At 57.4% G+C, this 21,839-nt stretch carries 12 protein-coding genes and 1 pseudogene; 7 read left to right on the plus strand and 6 right to left on the minus strand.

Annotated features, from left to right (window positions below; genetic code table 11):
* Positions 1-1,141 precede the first annotated feature (1,141 nt).
* Entirely contained in the window at positions 1,142-1,441 is a 300-nt protein-coding gene (locus tag IVA93_RS31975) for a hypothetical protein (RefSeq protein ID WP_247377122.1), read from the minus strand.
* Between the two features lie 2,285 nt (positions 1,442-3,726).
* On the opposite strand from IVA93_RS31975, the gene IVA93_RS31980 reads away from it, so the two are divergent.
* Positions 3,727-4,794 carry a cytochrome-c peroxidase gene (locus IVA93_RS31980; RefSeq protein WP_276577878.1) on the plus strand — a complete coding sequence of 356 codons (1,068 nt, stop codon included), beginning with the start codon at positions 3,727-3,729 and terminating at the stop codon, positions 4,792-4,794.
* Positions 4,795-5,179: 385 nt separating this feature from the next.
* Here IVA93_RS31980 and IVA93_RS31985 read toward each other — a convergent pair whose 3' ends face one another.
* Both IVA93_RS31985 and IVA93_RS31990 read right to left on the minus strand, forming a co-directional pair.
* Positions 5,180-5,467: a DUF6538 domain-containing protein gene (locus IVA93_RS31985; protein WP_247789417.1), complete on the minus strand. Its 288-nt coding sequence runs from the start codon at positions 5,465-5,467 to the stop codon at positions 5,180-5,182.
* Positions 5,468-5,897: 430 nt separating this feature from the next.
* Positions 5,898-6,842 (minus strand): ComEC/Rec2 family competence protein, encoded by a 945-nt coding sequence (locus IVA93_RS31990; protein ID WP_247789419.1) that lies wholly within the window; start codon positions 6,840-6,842, stop codon positions 5,898-5,900.
* Positions 6,843-7,088: 246 nt separating this feature from the next.
* Here IVA93_RS31990 and IVA93_RS31995 point away from each other — a divergent pair, with 246 nt between their 5' ends.
* The 4 genes and pseudogenes from IVA93_RS31995 to IVA93_RS32010 all read left to right on the plus strand — a co-directional run bounded on the left by IVA93_RS31995 (position 7,089) and on the right by IVA93_RS32010 (position 13,452).
* Entirely contained in the window at positions 7,089-8,237 is a 1,149-nt protein-coding gene (locus IVA93_RS31995; protein WP_247789421.1) for a CHAT domain-containing protein, read from the plus strand.
* 300 nt (positions 8,238-8,537) lie between these two features.
* Positions 8,538-8,987 (plus strand): annotated as a pseudogene (gene rplO / locus IVA93_RS32000) (50S ribosomal protein L15); the annotation flags it as partial.
* Between the two features lie 832 nt (positions 8,988-9,819).
* Positions 9,820-11,679, plus strand: coding sequence for a gluzincin family metallopeptidase (locus IVA93_RS32005; protein WP_247789423.1), 1,860 nt, complete (start codon positions 9,820-9,822; stop codon positions 11,677-11,679).
* 9 nt (positions 11,680-11,688) lie between these two features.
* Complete coding sequence (locus IVA93_RS32010; protein WP_247789425.1) at positions 11,689-13,452, plus strand: ComEC/Rec2 family competence protein; 1,764 nt, start codon at positions 11,689-11,691, stop codon at positions 13,450-13,452.
* Positions 13,453-13,579: 127 nt separating this feature from the next.
* On the opposite strand, the gene IVA93_RS32015 is transcribed toward IVA93_RS32010, so the two are convergent.
* The 3 genes from IVA93_RS32015 to IVA93_RS32025 all read right to left on the minus strand — a co-directional run bounded on the left by IVA93_RS32015 (position 13,580) and on the right by IVA93_RS32025 (position 18,166).
* Positions 13,580-14,953 carry a toll/interleukin-1 receptor domain-containing protein gene (locus tag IVA93_RS32015; RefSeq protein WP_247789427.1) on the minus strand — a complete coding sequence of 458 codons (1,374 nt, stop codon included), beginning with the start codon at positions 14,951-14,953 and terminating at the stop codon, positions 13,580-13,582.
* 282 nt (positions 14,954-15,235) lie between these two features.
* On the minus strand, positions 15,236-16,642 hold the full coding sequence (locus tag IVA93_RS32020) for a hypothetical protein (RefSeq protein WP_247789428.1): 1,407 nt from the start codon (positions 16,640-16,642) through the stop codon (positions 15,236-15,238).
* 1,062 nt (positions 16,643-17,704) lie between these two features.
* The gene (locus IVA93_RS32025) at positions 17,705-18,166 is read right to left on the minus strand and encodes a hypothetical protein (protein ID WP_247789429.1); all 462 of its coding nucleotides are present in this window, start codon (positions 18,164-18,166) and stop codon (positions 17,705-17,707) included.
* A gap of 447 nt (positions 18,167-18,613) precedes the next feature.
* Here IVA93_RS32025 and IVA93_RS32030 point away from each other — a divergent pair, with 447 nt between their 5' ends.
* Together IVA93_RS32030 and IVA93_RS32035 are read left to right on the plus strand one after the other, a co-directional pair.
* Positions 18,614-20,521 carry a gluzincin family metallopeptidase gene (locus IVA93_RS32030; protein WP_247789431.1) on the plus strand — a complete coding sequence of 636 codons (1,908 nt, stop codon included), beginning with the start codon at positions 18,614-18,616 and terminating at the stop codon, positions 20,519-20,521.
* The gene (locus IVA93_RS32035) at positions 20,503-21,837 is read left to right on the plus strand and encodes a ComEC/Rec2 family competence protein (RefSeq protein WP_247789433.1); all 1,335 of its coding nucleotides are present in this window, start codon (positions 20,503-20,505) and stop codon (positions 21,835-21,837) included. The genes IVA93_RS32030 and IVA93_RS32035 overlap by 19 nt, the downstream gene beginning before the upstream one ends.
* The last annotated feature ends 2 nt before the right edge of the window (positions 21,838-21,839 follow it).

Raw genomic sequence — 21,839 nt, forward strand, 5'->3', positions numbered from 1 at the left:
TAGATGCGCCCATGGTGTTTGCGTCCGATACTGAGCAAGTGATGATTGAGCGCTGCAGCACCTCTTCTGGATGACTAAGAGAACTCAGTTGTCAGCAGAAGGCGTTGTTTCACTTACAGGCGATCTTTCGCTTCGCTCCTCATTCCAGTTGATCTCTCGTGGAGACGCGCTCTAAGTGGCGACACCCGATCTCGTGGAGAGCATTGGGGCTGATCGATTCTCAACCCGCGATAGCCTTAAAGGCGCAAGCTCCTGGCCCTTGCTCATTCGGGGTAAAGAGGTCGGCGTTCTGCGTCATTCGGCAGCCCAGTTGCAGCTCGTTTCAGCATCTCGGGAAGACACGCCCCGACGCAATTCGGCGCTTCGATCGCTCGCCCGTCGACTTTTTTCTAACGCCGCTTGCGGGAGCGTGACGCGGTGAGCCGACGCCGGCACGCGGCACCGAGTGCAGCGACAACGAGGCCTGTCTGATGATGAGCGCGAGGCGCTGCTCCCACTACAGACGGACACCACTAGAGCGGCTCCATCAGCGCGGGCTGCCCTCAAATTCGCGTTGAGCGTTCATCCTCCGTCAATGAAGCTTCGCATATTCTCCGTTCGGCAAATAGGGCCCGTGGATAGCCTACTTTTATCTACTTCCCGGCGCGAAATTGATGCGTTCCAGCCTTAGGCCAACGGCATGGGGCAAAACAAACCCGCCGGCTGGACGGCGGGGGCCTGAAGCGAGCATGATGGGTCCGAGATCTACGGAGCGGCTCGGCTGCTCATCGTCCGCCCGATGTTGCCGAGGTTGAGATTACACCGAGGGCGAGCCAGCGCTGCATTCCGGCGTCATCCTTCTACCAGCATCGATTGAAGCCGTTTCGCCGCTTAACCACGCTGATGCGTCCATCGCGTGCGCCATTCTTGGCATCGCGGAACCAGCGCTTCTTCTGTTCGCGCTTGCGCTCAGGGCTTTTGCTCGGTCGATTGGGGATGCATACCCCCCAATGCTCTCGCAGCGGCCTCGTTCTGGCAGAGTAGACTCCGGCGTCAGTCGCCACCAGCCGCGGCACGCCCCCTGGTGGGTTGCGATGGCCGGGATCAACAGATCGCCATTGGGCCGCCGGACATAGAGTTAGTCGACAATCTTGCAGCTTGATCATTTTGCCGAACTCATTGGGCTTGCCGGCTTGTCCTTACGGATGATCTCGGGCCGGCGGCTCGAACACGCCGAGAACCTTATCTTCCACATGAGTGTCGCCGTGGAAGATGCGCGCCCGGGCTCTTGACGCATCACCCGCAGTACCAGCGGCAACATCCTATCGAGCTCCGCGCAGAGCCCCTCCAGTGCGATCTGCTGCAGAATGTCCGTTGCCTTCTTCACTCCTTTGGATATTTCTGCGCTTGCGGAAACAAAGCGTAAGACACGAGTTACTTCCAAAAAAGAGATTCTGGCCAATCTGTGAACTCCAATTCGAAGCTACGTAGGCCAGTAAGTTTGGTGGTGAATTTAAGGGTCTTCCCTGAAAGGGCTGCCAATGAGCCAGATGCGAACTTGAATACTGTCGTGCCGGAAGTTGCGACCGCAATGCCTTGCTCGCCTTCCATGCTAGAGAAGCCGGTCGCCTCCGAGAGTTGCCCAATTGCAACTCCCTCCAGCGCGCGGTGAAATTCCAGGGACGCTAGGTACGTTCCTTTATCAGCAGCCCACTCGCTGACCGACACTGCTGTAATCCCCGCGTCACGCGAGAGACCATCCGCGATCCGGCAGCCATATTGAACCGTGAGAATGACCCGCTCGTTCCGAACTCCGACCGGCTCTCTATCGGCGGCAGTGATCGTGCACGCGTACCGCCTTGTGTCCGCAACCGCGCTCGCGCTTAGCCCGAGCAGCTCGAGAGCGAAACATAATGCAAAAGCGATAGCGGCTCTTCTCATTCGGCTACACCTAGTCTGGAGTATCGTTCGCCTGCTCTGTACAATCTGACGCTACGGCCGATTCAAGCTTCTTCGATCGCTCTGTCGGATGAAAGCTACTCATGGTGACCGCGGTTTCGCAGAAACGGCGCAATCGGTGTCCCCCAGCCGTGGTCCTGGATGGCGGGCCCGAACGGTTTCATCATCGGCGCTCAGCGCGGGCCAGCACATCGGTGAAAAGGCCGAGGACCGACGCATTTCAGCTCGGCGGCGGCCATGATGGCGCGGCGGTCCGCGGCGACGGAGCCTACGTTTCTGACGCAGGCGCATGCGTTCTATGAGCCGACGCCATTTTGCGCGCCAATGACCTGCGGCTCCCGAATTTTGCTTGACAGTGTCAATGTAAAAGGAAACGTGGTCGCTAGGAGCCGTTCAAAGGCAGATTGCCGCTCAAGCAGGCGATCTTCGAGAACCTTACGCTCGAGATCACTCAGCTCGCTTTTAAGCCTTCTTCGACAGCGCCAAATGTCATTCCGCACGTGTCGGATCTCATTCAATCGATCGTCAATCGAAGCCATCACCGACGCCATATCTAACTTGAACCAGCCATGGACAACTGGTGATCACGTCCTTCCCTCAGTAAGACGCGGATGAGATCTCACGACCTGGCCATCTGCGGACATGATGTAAAGATCTCCTACCAACATGTCCTCTTGTACGGAAGTCTTTCAACGCAAGAGCACGAAGTGACCATTGCTTCTGCAGAAGTTCAACGATTTTTGCGACCAGCGCGCAGGATTTCAAAAGCTGCCACTCGGCCGTGAGTGGGTCGAAATGGTTATCTTATCCCAACCCACACGCGGCCCGATCAGGTGTCAGGCCGGCACTTCAGCTGGTGTCGAATGGGAATATCCGAGTAAATCGGACGGTCGTACCGTCAAACTCTAGTCTAGGTAACAGATTTGAGATGGGCAATTGCTCTGCCAGCGAACCCCAGGTGGGATTCAAGACGAGCCATGTTCAGGCTTCGGGGCTCGTCTGTTACAAACGAGCGCGATTTCGGAGGCGGCGCGCAAAGAGCCGACCCGGATATGAGTCGGCGAGCCTTCAGTCGGCAGGGCGCGGCGAAATCGTGAGCGATGCGCACCGCCGGGCGCCTCGGCTCAGTGTCTCGCCGTACGCCAGCGTTGATCTTTGTACCGCCGTGCCATGTGTGGCCGGCAAGCCTGGCAATCGGATCTCATCACAAAACTTTCTGTGCGATGATGTCTAGCCGGGACTGGCGCTTGTCGCATCTGTGACACTGTATGTATTCATCAAAGCAAGACATCCGACGTTGTTCGGCAGCCCGGACTCGTTTTGTACCTAAATCAGCAGCTTGCATGTCAGATGCAAGACTGGCATGGGGGTTGCTATTGTCCAGCGGCACCGTGAGCGCTGAGCGCGACCAGCGGTGCAACACGGATAGATCAACTTCGCTGGAGCGTATTGGTCACCCAATCGCTCAATGGAGAACCGATGCGGCCACCGGACAGATTATCCTTTTTCGGCACGCTTATTGTTGTCAGATCGGCCATCATTCCGAAGGTTGAGGCGCTAGTCTGATCTACCAAGGTCGTGATCTAAGCTCAAAGCGAATTCGCGAATCAAATAACGGCTTAAAGCCTCTTGGGCGAACGCCGGCAGCGAGCACCTCGAAATCGAACATTTGATGCAGCCTCGCTTCACAGGATCCGGTGCATGCTGCGCCGGCCCGTTCAGGGAACAGAGTGTGGCATCGCTTTCGACTGTTTCCTTCGTATCAATCAGAACTGATGAGGCGGGTGTATGAACAAATCGATCCGGGAGCTTCGGCTTGTGGCTGAAGCATCTGTTTTGGCGATTGGCCTGTTGATGTCGTCAGGAGCTAGCGCGGACGATGATCTGATGAGAGCCGCCAGGCAGATCTTCCATCCGATCCCCTCAGTCATTCCTGCGGTAAAGGACAATCCAGTCACGCATGAAAAGGTCGAGCTTGGCAAGATTCTGTTCTTCGATCCACGGCTATCGGCAAGCGAGATCATTAGCTGCAATACGTGCCACAATCTCGGCAGCGGCGGAGTCGATGCCGGTCCGACCTCAGTCGGTCACGGCTGGAAGGTCGGCCTACGTCGGGCCCCAACCGTCTACAACGCGGTCTTCAATGCGGCGCAATTCTGGGACGGACGCGCCGCGGACCTCAAGGCGCAAGCAACTGGCCCTGTGCAGGCGAGTGCCGAAATGAATGCGACTCCGGATCATGTGCTCGACACCTTGAACTCAATGGCCAGCTATGTCGTCTTGTTCAAAAATGCTTTCCCGAACGAGGCTAGACCGGTCAGCTTTGAAAACTTTGCGAAGGCAATCGAGGCTTTTGAAGCCACTCTCATCACACCTGCGGCCCCGTTCGATCAGTATTTGGAGGGCAATACACATGCTCTCGATGATCAGCAGAAGTCAGGGTTGGCGCTGTTTATGGAGAAGGGATGCTCCTCTTGCCACAATGGAATCAATGTCGGTGGACAGGCCTACTTCCAGTTCGGCGTGATGAAGAAGCCGGACGCAACCCTGCTTCCCCAAGCCGATAAGGGCCGATTCGCGGTCACCAAGGCGGTCGGCGACGAATATGTCTTCCGCGCTGCGCCGTTGCGGAACGTTGCTTTGCGAGCCCCTTACTTCCATTCGGGCCAGGTTTGGAGCCTGAAGCAAGCTGTTGCCTTGATGAGTGAAATCCAGCTCGGCGCCAAGCTTAGCGATGGGGAAGAAAACGACATTGTCGCGTTCCTGAATTCGCTTACCGGGCGGCTACCTAAGATCGAGTATCCGGTACTACCCACCCGCACCAACACGACGCCAAAGCCTTCAATAGACAGATAGGATTAACAGCACCGGCCTCATGCCTTGCCGAATAATAACAGATGCGACGCAAGAACCCGGCGTCCCGCAATGACGTCAAAATGAATGATCCCACTCATAACCAGGCAATCGGGTAGGAGGAAGCCTCACGGCTTCCCCTTACCGCGGTTCGTCAGGCACCATTGAGGTGGCGGTGCAATCCAATGAGGGACGGCAGCCCGAGTTGCACGAAGAAGGCGGCGCAATAGGCATCGTTCATGTGGCTTGCCCCGGCATCCCGCCCGTCATCAATCCAGCTTGAGCGCCTTGTGCGCAACCCAGGCGGCCCGCTCACCCGGCTGCTGTTCAAACTGCTCAACCCACGGCTCGTGAACCAGACCAGCCAGCCCTATGATCTGCTTGTGCGTTAGCGGGCTCGGCAGTGTCTGCGTGCCGCCCAGAGCTTCGCGAGTGCGACGCCAGCTTGGTTCTTCCGTATTTCGGCGATTGCGACGTCGCGCGTCTTAAGTGAGAATTTCACCTCAGCGCCAATACGGGCACTCACGACGAACGCGGGGCTGCCCATGCACTGCTCGAACGTCAGCAGTGCTCGGTCATTATCCAGGGCGCGCAGAATATCGGAGGGCGTGCGCGTCCTGAAGCTCCAGAACGAGGAGTCGTTGTCTTTCGATAGATAAGCCATTCGATAGTTCATCGTCGCTGTGTCCCGGTTCTGTGTACCGGTCAGCGGCTCAAATTCCCTGCAAATTAGCGATTTCAATCGCTTGGATATGGTGTGGTGCCCAGGAAAGGATTGGGGCCCGATCCGTCAAACTGTAGCAAAAACAGCCACTTACCTCTTCGCCAAGTCCGGCCCTTGTACCACTGGAATGTGCTCGTGTCGACGCTGCTCTGATCACCAACCCACACGCTTGCAAGAGCGGCGATAGTGCGGATGGACGAGCCGCTTGCGAGAGTTTGGCATAACGACGCTTGGCTCGTTTCGTCCTACGTGCGGTCCCCTTCGGGTCTTGGCGATCCTCTTGGAGCCCTCGACAAGGAAGTCGACCGACAGCTGAGCGAATCGTCCAACTTTCTCATGTTCCTCCGGCTCCGACGCGATCTTGGCCTCGGTGCGCTAGACCTCAGCCGCGAGTCTTGGCCGACTTAGCATAAGTAGAGCTGGGGTCATTGCCACCGGCTAAGAGTTTGATCTTGAGATGTCCGTCATTCCCGAAGATGACCGAGAAAGGAAGTTTGCTTTTTGCGGAGAGCATCTCCCAAATCAAAGTGAACGGCGAGCGGTAGTTAAAATACAGTTCGCAGGGGCTTGTGCACGCCTTGACTATTCTCGCGATGCTATCCGGATCCGGAAGACCATGCCGCGAGCCATCCGATGAGATCGCGTAGCGAGGGCAATCGATTTCGGCCATCAGCCGATTGGAGAGATTTCCGGCGCTACCGTGATGGGGGACTTTCAAGAGATCAAGGCGAAAGGGGGGTCCGCCATTTCGAAGTCGCTGGAGCGAGGAGACTAATGTGTCTTCGTGAGCGTCGGCCGCAAGCAGCGCACGTCGACCTTCGAATTCCGCCAGCAGCGCGATACTTGTTCCGTTCGGTCGGCTGTCATCCGGAAAAAAGGGGGCAGAGGCCAGCGCCTCGATGTCAATCTGCTCGCATCTCAGTCGCCGGGCGGCACGCCCAGACCGTTCGTTCCCTTTGCCCGCCACGATGCCTGCGCGTTCGCATTCCGCCACCCACCGAGCTTCGAGCCTGCGGAGCTTGGCCTGTGTTGGGGAGAGAACCGTAATCATAAGGCCTCCAGGCATCGGCACGAGCGGCAGGCTACCGTCGCCACTGATGGCGACTGCGTCGCCTCCGAACGCCTCATTCCAAGCAATTTTTTTGTCTCCCAGTAGTCGCGAAAGTGCCTCGCCGTCCCGAGCGCCCCGTTCATTCCGGGAGCCGGATACATGGCGATACGCGTTGAACCAAACCTCCCCGATCGCAAGGTTGGGGTTTCCCTCCAGAAGCTCAACGGCCCCCTCGATATGATCAAGATCGATGTGGCTGATCACGAAGAGATCCACGGCGTTGTCCGGCGCCAGGCGCTCGCGGACACTGCTCACAGTGCTCTTACGTCCTCCATCGATTAGGATCCTATGAGGCCGATCCGGAGGGCCGTACTCGACGAGGATGCAGTCGCCTTCCTTGGCCGGCAGAAGCTCCACGTTGAATAGGGACCGGGCTCCACGCTCAATCATCGATGCAGCACCTGCTTGACGGGTTCGCGCACAAGTAGATATACCATCCTTTTTAGTATTTGTGAGTTGCATATGACTTCGAAGCACTTGCGGCCCAAGTGGAAGCGGCGGCGCACGCCGCCAGCCAAATTGAAATGGCCCCACCCCACGGAAAGCACCACTCGCGCCAATCCGTTCGAGATCGATCTGACTATCCTCCTCGGCAAAACGGACGACAATCTCGCGCTGAAACTGGGCTTCAAGTCCGACTGGAAGGACATCGCGACTGAAATCTCCTACGTCGGCATGCGAGACGTGTATGAACGGATCGTTCGCTGCGCCCGCGACGTACTTCGTCGCGAGCGTCCCGCGTCGGAGTTGGCGGCCGTGGGCTATGGAGCGTATGTCAAGCTCTTTCCGGACCAAACCATACGGGACAGGGTCGCCACCCTCTTGGTGGAAAATGACGGCTGCCGAATTCAGGTCGCAGCAGGCAAGGCACACATCTTCCCGTGGAATTTCCTCCACGTTCACGGTGAGGCCGATCCGGATCCGCGATGGTTTTGGGGAGCCAGAGCTCGCATCAAACGTACGTTTGTGAATGCGGCCAACGTTCCACCACCGGCCGCAATGTCCACAAAGGTCCCCACCGTGCAGATCGGTGCCTGCAGCACGCTCGCTGGCGTGATCGGCCACGAGGTACCGCACCTCCAACGGATGCCGCCGGACGTGGCGATGACGAAAATGCTGCCCCGCTTCGTTGGCAAGGATAGGCACAAGAACGTGGTCGATCTGCGCAAGCTCATGATGAGCGAAAGCGCGGACATCATCCACTTTGCGTGTCACGGCGAGAAAGGCGGAGGCGGCGTCGCGGCTTCCTTCACGATCGACGACGATCTGGAGGTGCGCTCCGATCTTCTATTCGCGCAGGCAGGCCCGCTGTCCAAGGCTCCACTGATCTTCCTAAACGCGTGCGAAATGGCCGCCCAGGCTTTGGATTCAGAGGCGACGTTCACGATAGGCTTTCTCGAAAACGGTGCGCGGGCGGTGCTTGCGCCGGAATGCCATGTCTCCAACGAGCGATCCGCCGCGTTCGCCTGCGTCGTCTACGACAAACTGTTGCGGGAGCGGAAACCCCTCGTCGACGCGGTGAGGGAGACTACGAACGAAATGCTGAGCGATGACGAATTGACAGGCCTGATGTACGCGATCCACGGGCAAGCCGAGGCGCACCTACTGTGAAATGCAGAGCAAGTTGCATTAGTTCCTAAATTTCAGTTTGATATCAATGCCTTACGGAAGGGAAGAAATAGCGGCCGATCTGGGGAAAAGCGATGCAAAAGCCGACCGCGTCGCTGGGTATAAAGGGGGCGGAGTGTTGACAACCCAAATTGACTTGCGACCGAGGAGCCCGAATCGTTTGATGGGAGAAATCGCAGTGGGCAAGACTCATCATAGGTTAAATCATTGTCACGCTGGGACTCACCTCCGGTTGAATCAAGCGAATCGCCATGTTAATTCTGATTCGTCCGGATCATTGCGATGAAGCTCAATGAGATTGGAACGAATCCTGGTGAGCGTAAGCGGCGGCGCAGGGTCGGACGAGGCATCGGCTCGGGCCGCGGCAAAACGGCTGGCAGAGGCGGCAAGGGGCAGACTGCGCGCTCAGGAGTCGCGATCAAGGGCTTCGAGGGTGGGCAGATGCCCATCCATCGGCGCCTACCTAAACGTGGCTTCACGGGTAAGCCCGAAAGAAGCCGGCCGGCTCATTACGATTTCGACGATTTGGTGCGCCTTATCAAATCGAAGCGGATCGATGCCGAACAAACGATCACCGACGACGTTCTACGCAAGGCGGGAGTTTTGCGCCACGGACGTCCGGGAAAGCTCCTGTCCGAGGGTGAACCGCCGAGCGGCCTTCACATCCAAACGTACAGCGCCTCGCGCCGGGCGATCGAGAAGATTCAACGGTCCGGCGGCTATATCGAGATCGATCCGCTTGCGTTCGGTGTCGCTCGGTGCGAGGCGGCCGACAGCGAGAAGGGCGAACCGGCCATGATGCTATCTGGTTCGATCGAGCGCAGCGGTGACAGGTTGGATTTCGTCTTCAACCTCGAAGCCTCGCCGAACGAGCGCGAGGCATTGAACGACTTCGAGTTCGTCCTTCAACCGAAGGACTCGCACTTCGACACCACGGTTTTCGGGTTGAAACAGATGGCTTCGAAGAGTTCCGAGCACAAGCTCTCTTACGAGATCAAATTGGTAGGCAAATCTGACGGCCCTCGGCCTCGCGTCGATGTGATGACGGTCTTCCGGCGAAACTTCGTAGACGCGCACAGTTTCGTTGCCGCGAAGAACAGGCGTGAGAAGACGACGACTTAGCTCCATCACGCTCTGACCAGGGCGAGCTGGTCGGCCTACCGTTCGGCGTCAACTGACGATGATCGCGCTGGCGGGCAGTTTGCTGCAGTATTTGTCGCCGCGTTCATAGGCTGAAGAGTACATCATCGCGCCCTCTGCAATGAGTGGGCGGTATAACTCGTATGCTTCACGGTCTCCTCCGTCGTCCAATCATAGTGCTTCCTCGGGACGAACTCGGCGAGAGGGCAACCTGTTCCGATATTGCCAGGGCGTCATCAACCTCAATGCCGAGATACCGGACATGGTGCGGCTGACGCTTCAGTGCAGCATCCAGCGGCCTCGCCGGGCGTTCAGAGCTTCCAGTAATTTGAGTTGTCTCACTGAATAAAACACCCTAAGGTAAATGACGTTGATTGCTAGTCTGCCTTTACTTTCTGCATACTCAGGCCTCTAGGTGCAGCTCATGAGCCCCCGGTATCCGGCTCCCCCAGCACGCAGGCTTCGTGTCTACGCCTTCGATCCACAAACTGCCAGCAGGCTGGGCTCGGTCGACTATGCGTTCGCCACTATCTCGTTGCCATGGGGAACAGCCGAGCAAGATCAGGTGCAGCCTGGTCCCATTAACGACTATGTCGAGGTCATCGACGTCGACCCGGCCAGCCGCCAGTTCTACGATCCTGTGGATCTCAACAACCCATACTTGCTTGCGCAGGACGGACTGACGCCGTCCGAAGGAAATCCGCAATTCCACCAGCAGATGGTTTTTGCGGTGGCGATGAAAATTATCCACATCTTCGAGCGCGCGCTCGGGCGCAAGGTGATCTGGGCGCCACACTGGAACCCCGCGCGCAACACGTACGAGCCGGTGGACAAGCTACGCATCTACCCTCATGCGCTGCGCGAGGCCAATGCCTACTACAGCATGGCCAAGCGAGCCCTCCTGTTCGGCTATTTCCGCAGCACCAACGCATCGGCCGCCGCGAGCTGGATCTTTACCGCGCTATCGCACGATATCGTCGCCCACGAGACCACGCATGCAGTGCTCGACGGACTGCACCGGCGATACGCGGAAGCGACGAGCGTCGACAGCCTCGCATTTCACGAAGCGTTCGCCGACATCGTAGCGCTCATGTCGCATTTCACCCTTACCGAAGCCGTTTCCGCGCACATCCAGGACAAGGGCGGGTCGTTCGACCAAGCTGGCCTGCTGAGCGGACTCGCAGAACAATTTGCCCGCGGCACGGTCGGACGAACATCGCTGCGCCAATACGTGGGTCATGCCCCTAAGTCGGAACTGCTCGCCGTGACAACCGAGTGCCACGAACGGGGTGCCATTCTTGTCGCGGCCGTTTTCGATGCATTCCTGACGATCTACAAGGCGCGCACGGATGACCTGCTGCGCATTGGCAACGTGACACGCGGGGAGGGCAAGCGACTTAATACTGATCTCGTCGCCCGGCTGACGAGGGAGGCGGTCAAATCTGCCGATCATGTCCTTCGGATGTGCATTCGGGCGCTTGATTATCTGCCGCCCGTCGATGTCCGGTTCGGAGAATTCCTGCGTGCCATCATCACCGCCGACACCGACCTCGTGCCCGACGATTCGCACAACTACCGGATCGCATTCGCGGAAGCCTTCCGCGGGCGCGGCATTCTGGTCGAGGACTGCCTGTCAATGTCACCAGAAAACCTCCTTTGGGAAACTCCAGAGCAGATGTTCGGGTCGAATCCTCTGAGTGTCGACGACCTGCACTCCCTCAAACTGGACCTCACCCCGCACTACACACGCAAGGACATTCACAAAAGCTCGGAAGCAAATCGCAAGAAGGTCCATGAGTGGCTCCGCGAGCGGGACGAGGACGTATCGGTCGACCTTGCCTGGGAAAATGCACTCGGGGTCTATTTCGTGTTCCGGAAGAATGTGCCGCACAGCATCTCCTCTGGGAAAGTCTACCCGAATGTCGAAGTACATAGCGTGCGGACGACACGGCGAGCTGGACCTGACGGGCAAGACCTCCGGCAACTCGTCATCGAGGTGACGCAACGGCGGCGTGGCTATTTTGATCCCGAACAGCAGAAGAAGGCCGATGCCGACGAGGAAGAGCCTGCAACAGCGGATTTCATCTTCCGTGGTGGCGCTACGCTGATCATCGATCTCAAGGAAGAACTGCTGCGCTACGTAATCCGGAAGCCTATTGCCGATGATACGCGCCTCGACGAGCAGCGAAAGATTTTGTCGAATCCCGAGGGTTTTGGATTCACGTATAATCCGGATGAGAGCGGCGAGCGCGAGCCGTTCGCCATGATCCATCGCGGTCAATAGGAGGCGGCCGTGGCACCAAAGGCAAAGGCCCTCAAGAAAAAGTCGCGCAAGAAGAAAGAAGCATCGAGGTCCACCTCGGGACCCAGCAAGAGGAAACGCTCCGCCGCCGCCCGAACAGCGGCCGGCAGGAAGTCGACGCAAGATGCGAATCCCGCGCGAGCCGCGGATGGCGCCGTCGATCACGACAGCCCTGCGCCTCTGCGTTCTCCCGGAAATGGCACCGTGTCGATCCGGATGTACCGCGGATTGCTCGGCGATTTCTTCCTCGTCAGGCACGCCGCCGGCGGTCGCGTTTTCAAGATGCTGATCGACTGCGGCGTCTTGCAGCGCATTGGTACGGCGGAGGCGAAGCCGTCCACCTCCCTTGGCAAGGCGCGCATCGTAGACAACGTGGCGGATTTCATGAAGGAGACCGAGGAACAGGTCGACCTAGTCGTGGCGACGCACGAGCATTATGACCACCTTTCCGGCTTCATCCTGGCAAGTGAAAAGTTCAAGGATTTCAAGATTGGCAAGGTCTGGATGGCATGGACCGAAGACCGGACCGACAAGATCGCGAACGGTTATCGCAACAAAACGAAGAAAGCTCTCGCGGCGCTTGCGGGCTTGGCACTGAATTCGGCGCTCGCGCCGGACAGTGACGCGATGCAGACGGTGAACAATCTGCTGCAATTCTACGGCGACAAAGAAGACGTTCGAGCTCACGCCCTTGGTGTCGCAAAACTGGAGGCCGACGGGAAGCTCTCCGGTAACGCAAGCTGCGAAGCGGTGTTGGACTGGTTGCGGAAGCGCGCTGGCGCCGCCAACGTATCGTTCCTCAAACCGGGCGAGGTGGTGCGCTGGGGGGTCGATGACGCGTTCCGCGCGTACGTCCTTGGTCCGCCGCGCGACGACAAGCTACTCCGCCGGCTCAATCCCTCCGAGGAAGACAGCGAGGTATATCTCGCGCGCCGTGAGGAACTGTTTCTCGCGCGCAACGAAGAGGTGGAAATGGTCGCGGGGCTCGCGGCGATTCACGGCGACCCCATCGATGTCCGTGATCCCGGAGCAGAGATCGACAACCAGCCCTTCACACGGATGTATCAGCATCCTTACCCTGCCGGTAAAAACGGTGCCGGCGACAGGAAAGGCCTGGTCAAGCTTGTGCCACGTTCGCCTAACGATCCGATCGCCAGGCTTTACAGGTCGAAACAGATTTTCGATCGTTGCATCGATGACGAATGGCTCGGAAGTGCCGAGAGTCTCGCACTAAAAATCGACAACGACGTCAACAACACATCGCTGGCTCTCGCGCTCGAGCTGGCCGACAAGAGGGTGCTTCTGTTTCCCGGCGACGCGCAAGTCGGCAACTGGCTGTCGTGGGACCGCCAGAGTTATCCCGCTGACGACAAGCTAGGCGGACCGGCTCTAAAGATTGACGACATTTTGGCTCGCGTTATCTTCTACAAGGTCGGGCACCACGCAAGCCACAATGCGACCATGCGGGAGCGCGGTCTCGAACTAATGACGAACTCCAGCTTGGTGGCGATGATTCCCGTCGTCGAGTTGACGGCTCGCGAACAGAAGACAAGGACCTCGCCGAAAGGCTGGGCCATGCCTTATGACAAGCTCTACCAACGGCTCGACCAGCGCACGGGCGGCAAGATCATCCGCGGGGACGGCGACACAACTACGGAGCAGGGCAAGTTCAAAGGATCGATCTTCAAGCTGTCCTACGGAGCAGATTTCAAGGACAAGGATCCCTTGTGGGCGGAACTCAAGCTTGATGTCTAGCTGACGCGTCGAACACCAGAGTTCGACGCGAGTTCCGATCGCTCCTCTCCCCGCCGGGAGTGAGGACGCCTTCGAGTCTGCGGCGACCTGATGACATAGCCGCCGTCAATCGCCGTTGTCGAAGCGGTTATATCGGCAAGTCGATCTTCAAACCCCGCCAACGATCGTACCAGGTTTGATCGGGGAATTGACGAAGCTCAATTCTCTTGCCTTGGGTACTCGCGATGGTGCCATCGACGATCCGATTTCCATACTCCCAGTATTTTTCAGCAATCTCTGCCTGCCTTGCGATGACACGGCGTTCCGCCACCGACTTCAGGAGAATCTCGACATACATGCTCTGGATCGCGCGACGCCAGTTTGCAGCAGCCTCCGCACGGCGCGGTGCAGTCGGCTGCCGATCGAAGTGCATGATCCAATAATCTGCTTCCTCGTCCTTCCAAATTCCTGGGTCGTCGGATGGATCGACGCAAGGCGAGCGACAGACCAGTGGCCTGCCCGTCGCTGCATCGACAAAGAAGAAGAAGCCCAGCTTGTGATAGAAGCGGATTCGGAGGAACTTCCGGATCTCCTCCTGCTGTTCAGACGAGAAGCACGCGGGTTCGGTTTTCAGTTGCTTGATCGTTGCGTCCACCGCATCGATGTCGAATCGCTCAACCTCCAGGATCAATGCCTCGTACTCCGGGAACAGGTCTGCCAGCACATCAACAATGTCCTGAAAGAGAGCTTTTGCGAGCTCGCCTTCACGCCAGCATCGCTGCACGCCGACATAATTCACGTAAGCGAGTTTGGCATCATAGTCGTACGTCAGGAATCCGAGACCGACCGCCTTGTTCGCAACACTCAGAATGAAGTAGCGCGAATCCAGCTGATATGAAATTTTTCCCCGGGCTGGCAAGTTGAACGACCTCACCGTTCCGAGATCGGTATCGAGTACCCAATGCACGATATCCTCCGGGTCGTCACGTTCGTTTGGCGGAAACAAATCGGCATACAGCTTGAAGACCTCGGTTTCGTTGAAGCTCTTTACGTCCCGAATATCGCCGCGCGCGACCGTAAGTGTCGGGCGCATGAATGCGATCAAGGCGTTGCGCGCTTGAGGGTGTGTCAATTCGTCGAAGGATGGGTTCAGCGAAAGAAGCCCGGTCCGCTCTCCCGTTTCGAAATCACGAACAGGAAAACTCGGTACTGTTCTGAGCTTTCGCCAGTCACCCTCTCTTGTAAAAACCTGGATTACAATTGGCTGATATCCCCCGGTCTCCCGTTGGCGGGCGCACGCAAGGCCTAGCTCCCGCTGAATGCGATCCGACGCGAGCGACTTGTCGCTAACCAAAAATATGAAGAAGTGCGCGTTCTCGATCTCGCTCCTGCTATCGGCGTGAGACACAACCGAAAACCCGGAAACCACAAGGAGGCTCTTGTACTGCTCGGCCTCATGATGATCTTCGTCGCAATGGGCAACGAAGACGGAATGCTTGCTGCTAGGTCTAATTGTTCGCATGAAATCTGAGTCCAAAAGGCAATCCCGGGCTAAGGCAGCTTACAATCTCTCGGTCGAGTTTCAACGCCAGAACAGCTTTTGTCTCCGCAGGTTGAATTTCTTGACTGTTCCCTCGGCCGGTGTGAACAAGCCGACGCGGACCAGAACGTCGGCGCCACGCCATCCGAAGCGAGTGCCGATCACATTAGTCTCGTTCGACTCAGTTTCCGCCATCGGGACGCATGCACCTTTTCTAGCAACGCGTCTTTTTGAACCAAGCAGATCAGTGCTGTACCACCAGGACTAGATTGGCTGCATTGCTCGCGCACACATGAAGTGAAATTCGGTCTCAGCCCGATCGTCTACGACCTTGTATTGCTTTCCGGCAGCCTGGACCTGGCTCAGGGTGTCTTCCAAACCAGCAACACGATTACGATCTCGAATGGTGGTAGCTACCGCAAGTGCGAGGCCGTCGAAATTTAGCACTTCCTCATGGAAATCCTTCGACGAACCATGATGCGGCAGCGATAGTATGCATATTTGCTTCGAAAAGGGATTGAAGAACGAGTGCCAAGGCTGACGCCTTGCGCTTTGTTTGAGCTTAGAGTCGCCGGTCTCTAACCAAGCTGCTGGCGACGGCCTCATGCTGTACCCGATCGGAGTGTCGCCGGCAGGAACGAGCCAATCCGAACCGGATTGAGATCCAAGCGACCTTCCGGGACCTGAATAGAGCGACATCGATATCGCGTTCTGCCCTACTTCGAAATGATCATTGTATAGCGTGACGAGCCCTTTCCTATTTGAAGCCAGTTTGTCGAGCAGCGCGCTCGCGAACGTCTCGTTTTCAAAGGAATTGAGGCCCAATTCATTCATGATCGCTCGACGAAAAGCCCTCCTCGTTTCGCATTCAACAGGATGCACATAGGGCAGAAGAATCCAGTCTCCTAAACGCCAACGGTCACTCGCATCCTTTCGCCACTCAAGACGAAAATGCGAACCACATCCCGCCAACAACGATCCGCTTGATAGTTCGCGGTCAACATCGCGCGGCGTGTCATAAGGCACGGGGACAAAGCCTTTTGAGGGCGGCTTCCGCGGCCTATTTACGATGAGGGTGAGCCGCGCCTGAAGTCCCTCCTCCGAGGCGGGAGAAATCGGAAGCGGTCCTTCCGGATCAATCGGCTTGTCTGGCACCCCACCACCAGGTGGCTGGTCTTCTCCGTTTCCTGGTTCTACAAAGACGACGATATCTGCTCCATGCCGACGCCACCATCCGCCCGGGTCACGAATATAGTCGCGGATGGACGCGGTGGCGCTCCCGCCATCTACTTCGCGCATCAATAGTTCGGACAAATCTTCGGGTTCCAAATAGGGAAGCACCACTATCTTGGCGGGTGTCGTGCCCATGAGCCGATCGATCTTGTTTACATGATCGGAAACGAGATGTGATATGAAAAGCAGATCGGTTCGCCCTCCCGTCATTCGTTCATGATTTCGGAGAGACCGATCAAAAGACTGAGGCGATTCCGACCCGCAATCGTAGACGTAGAATTTTTCAAGGACCGTGGTCGACTTGCCCGTGGCATCCTTCGTGTCAAGCATCATCAATTCCGGTATGTGAAGTTCGTCCTTGCGGACCGTAATCTTGCCCGCATGAAACCCTCCATGACCTACAGCATATTGCTTCCTGACAACTGAAGCTGTGAACATCTTTGCCTTCCCTCGGGGTGGGGTGGACTAGAGTGCACCAAGTGCACCTTCCGGCCGGATACGATTCAAGAGGATCAAGCTTGCTTCACCGCTCCAGTGCATCCGATTGGCGCCCCGGGTGCTGCGCACGGCAATGACGTGAACGGTGTGGTGGGCGAAACCGTCCAGCCTATGGTCGCCCCGTCTAAATGCGTTCCTGGATGTTGCGCTGTTGCAAGAACATCCCGCGTTGCCACGCTGGTGCCGGGAGTACTGCCAGCCCAAGTGCCATGATCCCAAGACTGAGTTCGGTGTGCATTCATGGCGCCAACTGTCGGATGCTGCACCCCGGGCTTTCGCCCATGTCGGTTCCCAGGTCCAAATGAGTAGAGTAGACGCGCATACGCTGGCGGTCTGCTAGGAGGGATGCTGCTGCTTCCCATGTCAGCACCGTGATGAGGCACAACGATTGCGCTTGGGTTCGAAGGAGGCGTCCCTATCTCGTGATAGCCTGCATCTCCGGTCAGCAACCACTGCTTGCCCGAACTTGCGTCCTCCACAATGGCGGCGATCCCCGAACCGTTTCGGAGAGCAGCGGTACCCGTGCATCGTCGCAATTCGAGAGACTGCCGGCCACTTGCGAGCGAAATGCGAAGCGTTGCCGGGGTTGTACCCCAAACCAATAGAGTTGCCCCAGCCTTTAGGATACGATTGACGAATGCAAGATGCTTCTTGGTAATTGATTGACGCGGGGCGATCCACGTCCTGGATCTCGCTTGCGGGTCCGTCAACTCTCCCGACCAATGATCCGAATCCCAGTGGCTCAGCACGATCGCTGCACCCACTCTCCAGCAGAATCGCAGCGGCTTCGGTCTGGTGGGCGCATTCCTATAGACGCCCCCGCCTAGATCGAAATATAGATGAACATCCTCATTAGCGTCGGCTAGACCTACCGCCGCACCCTGACCGACATCAAAGCCAATGAGATAGTCGAAAGAGGGGGCTGAGATCGCCCCCGAGAGCTCAGACGAAGTGGCGTCCGGAAAAGAGTCCATCGAAAACGCTGCGTCGAGTGCTGCCGCCTCAGGTATAACTCTCTGAACATCCTTCGATGCGGTTACGGCTGCGGCGAGCAACCCACCAAAAAACATCGACTTCGAAGTACCCAGAATCTTCAAGTTCAATTGTCACCCACTCGTTCTCAGTTATCGCAACGAGTAAGTCGAACCAGGCATCGCCCGGGCTAGCTGTAATCTCCACTCGATAGATCGGAAGCTGATCGTATGGATCCGGACCGACGATTGGATAATGTTTGAAAAGTCCTTGCCAGTACTTGGCATGGTCAATCTTCAGAGGCGTCACACTTCCAAGATCGAAGAGGCCGCCATCGCCGAAGCCGGGCCAATCAGCATCGACCACGTCAAAGCAAAATACGGCCACCGACGCACCCTTGGGCGCAATCGGCTCGCTCTGGTCCAGCTTGCCATATGAACGTCTCGGAAAGCTTGGCCATCCCTCGCCAATTGGTGAGAAGATATGATTCATTGCTTTACCCTGCCCGCACCGATTACGGACACTTTCAGCCCTGCGGTCGGCCTCTCAACCGCTTTGAACGTTCGAGCTAGGCTAGCGAAGCCAACGCCCACCCATTAGACGAGGAGATTAGCGGCACCGATTCTTCTAAGATTTTTCTCGGTCACAAACCCGACAACGACTACGTTAATCTGCTTGGGAAGGATCACTCAGGATCTGCCCGCCTACAATGTCATAGCGCCATCAAACACCTTTCGCGCTCTACGTGCAACCTCCCCGAAGCACATTTGTCAGGCAAGAAGTTTCTGCGTTCGCGGGCGGTGCCTATCCTAAGGATCGGATCGCTTGAAAAATCTTGCTCGAATTTTCCAAACATGACGACTATACTACCCGAGATTGTGCGTCTCTCGACTAGGGCCTCGATCAGGCAGAGCGGCGCACCCTCGCGAGGGAGCGGACATGGGGGCCAAGAAGACCAAGGCACCTGCTGAAGCCAAGGCAAACGGCTCGGCGGGAAACTCCGATCGGAAGCTAACGCGCGCCACCTTAATTGAGCTGTATGCGGCCCGACGTTACCTGGGACTCGCTGCCCTAAAGGAGACCGGGCTGCGTTTGCCAATCGAGGTCTATTTCAAGGATCCGGCTGTAGCCAGCGCATCTGAGGGCGCGGGCTTCGACACCGAGTTCACTGCGCCTTGGGAGCCCGGGCTGCGCGACGGTCCAACCAGCGCGCGCTTTGCCGTCGTTGACTATGATGCCACAAGCAACACGCTTACCCCCCCTGCGGTCTGGGACCGCAAGTGTAACTGCTATCGAGCGCTCGACGGCTCGGTACTTAACAGCAAAACAAAGGATCGCTTCCAGTATCATCAGCTCAGCGTCTGGGCAAACCTGCAAAATACTCTTGAGTTTTTTGAGAGCGGCTTTGCGCTCGGTCGCAGGATCAGCTGGGCATTTGAAGGTAATCGGCTGATAGTCGTGCCTCACGCTGGATATGGCGAAAACGCTTACTACGACCGGACTAGCAAGTCGCTGCAATTCTATTGGTTCGGCGATGACAAGAACCGAGTCTACACTTGCTTGTCGAGCGACATCGTAAACCACGAATTTGGCCATGCATTGCTCGACGGGCTTCGGCCACACTTCTACGAATCGGTCGACGCGCAGACCGCCGCGTTTCACGAGTTTTTTGGCGATCTCACTGCTATTGTGATGGCATTCAGAAATAACGCTTTCCGCAAGGTTGTGCTCAAGGAAAGTAACGGCGATCTCAACACTGCCCAATTGCTTGCAGGCCTTGCTCGGCAGTTCGGTGAGGCAACATCTAACTCACCCTATCTTCGCAGCGCGCTCAACGACCAGACGATGGAGAAACTCAAAGGTAAGCTCGAGCCGCACGCGCTCTCAGAGGTCATGACCGCCACGATGTTCGACATTCTCAGGGGTGTTTTCGCCCAGCACCGCGAGCGCGAGTTAGAGCGACACAAGGAAGGCCGAAGCAGTAGACCCAGCGATGTGAGAGCGTTGGCCGACACGGTCCCTCGGATGCAGATGCTCGCCTTTCAACCACTTGACCTCTTACCCCCTTGCGCCGTTACCTTTCGTGACTATGCGTTGGCAGTACTGCGCTCCGAGCAGGTTGCCAATCCGACCGACCCTTCGGGCTATCGGGCGCTCATGCTCGATTGCTTCATCAGGCGCGGCATTCTGACCGAAGGCGACAGGACGGAGTTGCTTGAACCAGCGCCGGTGTTTCAACGGCCGCCCCTAGACGTATTTCACTCGATCGACGCTATCGCCGCATCGAGGGGGGGCGCCTATCGCTTCCTCGATGACAACCGCGCTAAACTACTGATTCCGCTCAACGCGGATCTGATCGTCAGCGAAATCGTGCGCGCCAGCAAGTTAGCGCGGGACGGCCGATCGTTACCCGAGCAGATCATCGTGCAATATATCTGGCGTGAGGATCTTATTCTCGCAGGTAAACAATTTGGCCGCCTCGACGGCGAGCGGACGGCCATGCTTTGCGGCGCAACCATGGTACTCGACCAGAATGGGAATCTGATCCACTGGGCCCGCAAGCCAGGCAGCGTCAGCGTCGGGACCAATGCGGCAGCCACGGCAGAGCAAGTCCAGGGCGCTGCTCGGCGTACTGAGCTTCTGGAGACAATTGCAGCGCGGGTCGCGGCAGGAGCCGTCGGCGAAGCGATCGGCAGTGAGATCGGCTTGGTCGAGCGAGCTACGCCGCCGTTTGGCTTTCAGAAGGTCGACGGAACAATCCGCTTTCAGCTGTCACCGCACTTTTCACTTCGTGGCGACGTCGAACTCGACGAAACGGGGGATCGGCAATGGCAGATAAGCTTCTGATCCGGATGTTCGATGTCGGTCTGGGCGACTGCATTTACTGTCGGATCCCCAAGGCTCATAAAGACGGGCGCGACTTTCACATCCTCATCGATTGCGGAACGCTGAGCAGCACGGATTATCTTTCGGCGGCGATAGAAAACCTCAAGACTTTACTGCCGTTGATCAAAGGCAAGCGCCGCATCGATCTCTTGGTCGTCACCCACGAGCACAAGGATCATATGACCGGCTTCGGAATGGACCTCTGGGAGGATATCTCGTTTGGGGCGATTTGGATGAATGCCGCGATGGACCCGAGACATCCTGAGGCGGAGAAAGCGAAGAAGCTACATAGTTTCGCCGCTGGCGCGATGGCCCAGGCATTGCGCCTCAACCTGGCGCTCGGACCTGAATTGACGGAGCTCGCGAATGTGATGGCGCTCAACGCAGACGCTATGCGGACGCTTCGCGTAACGCTGCCGAAGGCAAGCTGCATTAAACCGACCTACGTTCATGCAGATTCGAGCAAGGCTGATCTTTCGTTGCCGCTTAACAGCGCAACTATCAGCGTGCTCGGGCCGGAGCGCGACATTGATTTCTACTATCCGGGCGACGAGGGAAACCCCTCGCTCCGCCATGCTCTGGCGTTCATCGATTCGGAGCTTCCCCCAGTGGAGGCGGCAGTTCCGGAATTACCAGTATCAGCTCCTGGTAATCTTGATCCTGCCGACTTCCGTCAGTTGCGCTCGCGCATGCTGTCGACGGCACTCGCCTTTGCAGATCTCGACGGGAAAGTCTGTAACAACACGAGCGTTGTGCTTTTGCTTGAATGGAAGGGCAAGCGACTTCTTTTTGGCGGCGATGCCGAGTGGGATGGAGCATACAAGAGGGGGACCAAGGCAAACTGCTCTTGGAACGTAATGTGGAACTTGCGGAAGAACAAGCTCAACGGAGCGCTGAATTTCTACAAGGTAGGACATCACGGGAGTGTCAATGCGACGCCCTGGGGACAAACGGCCGCTGCCAGCAAGGGAGAGCCGCTCGCCATCCTCAATGCAATCCTTCCTGAGGCGTCGAAACCCGGCGCCAACGCAATCGTTTCAACCCACAGGGCTAATTATCCAACGATTCCCTGCACGGACCTTCTCGCTGAAATTGGCAAACGAGTATCGAACACCCGAAACTACGCCGCTCTTTTCAAGAAGGCCAAGATGACGACCTCGGAAGTACCACGCTTCGCTGAGTACGAGAAGGAGTCATTCGCTGCCCCCCAGCCGGTCCGCACGGACCTTGAGCGGATGCTCGGCTCGCAAGGCTTCATCGACCTGGAGATCGAATAGAT

The organism is Bradyrhizobium sp. 155 (assembly GCF_023101105.1).
Classification (GTDB): Bacteria; Pseudomonadota; Alphaproteobacteria; order Rhizobiales; family Xanthobacteraceae; genus Bradyrhizobium; species Bradyrhizobium canariense_D.

What these genes read in the sequence shown, in the direction of transcription:
- IVA93_RS31980 (WP_276577878.1), top strand. Translation starts at nt 3,727, where the DNA reads ATGAACAAATCGATCCGGGAGCTTCGGCTTGTGGCTGAAGCATCTGTT.
- IVA93_RS31985 (WP_247789417.1), bottom strand. Translation starts at nt 5,467, where the DNA reads ATGAACTATCGAATGGCTTATCTATCGAAAGACAACGACTCCTCGTTC.
- IVA93_RS31995 (WP_247789421.1), top strand. Translation starts at nt 7,089, where the DNA reads ATGACTTCGAAGCACTTGCGGCCCAAGTGGAAGCGGCGGCGCACGCCG.
- IVA93_RS32005 (WP_247789423.1), top strand. Translation starts at nt 9,820, where the DNA reads ATGAGCCCCCGGTATCCGGCTCCCCCAGCACGCAGGCTTCGTGTCTAC.
- IVA93_RS32015 (WP_247789427.1), bottom strand. Translation starts at nt 14,953, where the DNA reads ATGCGAACAATTAGACCTAGCAGCAAGCATTCCGTCTTCGTTGCCCAT.
- IVA93_RS32020 (WP_247789428.1), bottom strand. Translation starts at nt 16,642, where the DNA reads ATGTTCACAGCTTCAGTTGTCAGGAAGCAATATGCTGTAGGTCATGGA.
- IVA93_RS32025 (WP_247789429.1), bottom strand. Translation starts at nt 18,166, where the DNA reads ATGAATCATATCTTCTCACCAATTGGCGAGGGATGGCCAAGCTTTCCG.
- IVA93_RS32030 (WP_247789431.1), top strand. Translation starts at nt 18,614, where the DNA reads ATGGGGGCCAAGAAGACCAAGGCACCTGCTGAAGCCAAGGCAAACGGC.
- IVA93_RS32035 (WP_247789433.1), top strand. Translation starts at nt 20,503, where the DNA reads ATGGCAGATAAGCTTCTGATCCGGATGTTCGATGTCGGTCTGGGCGAC.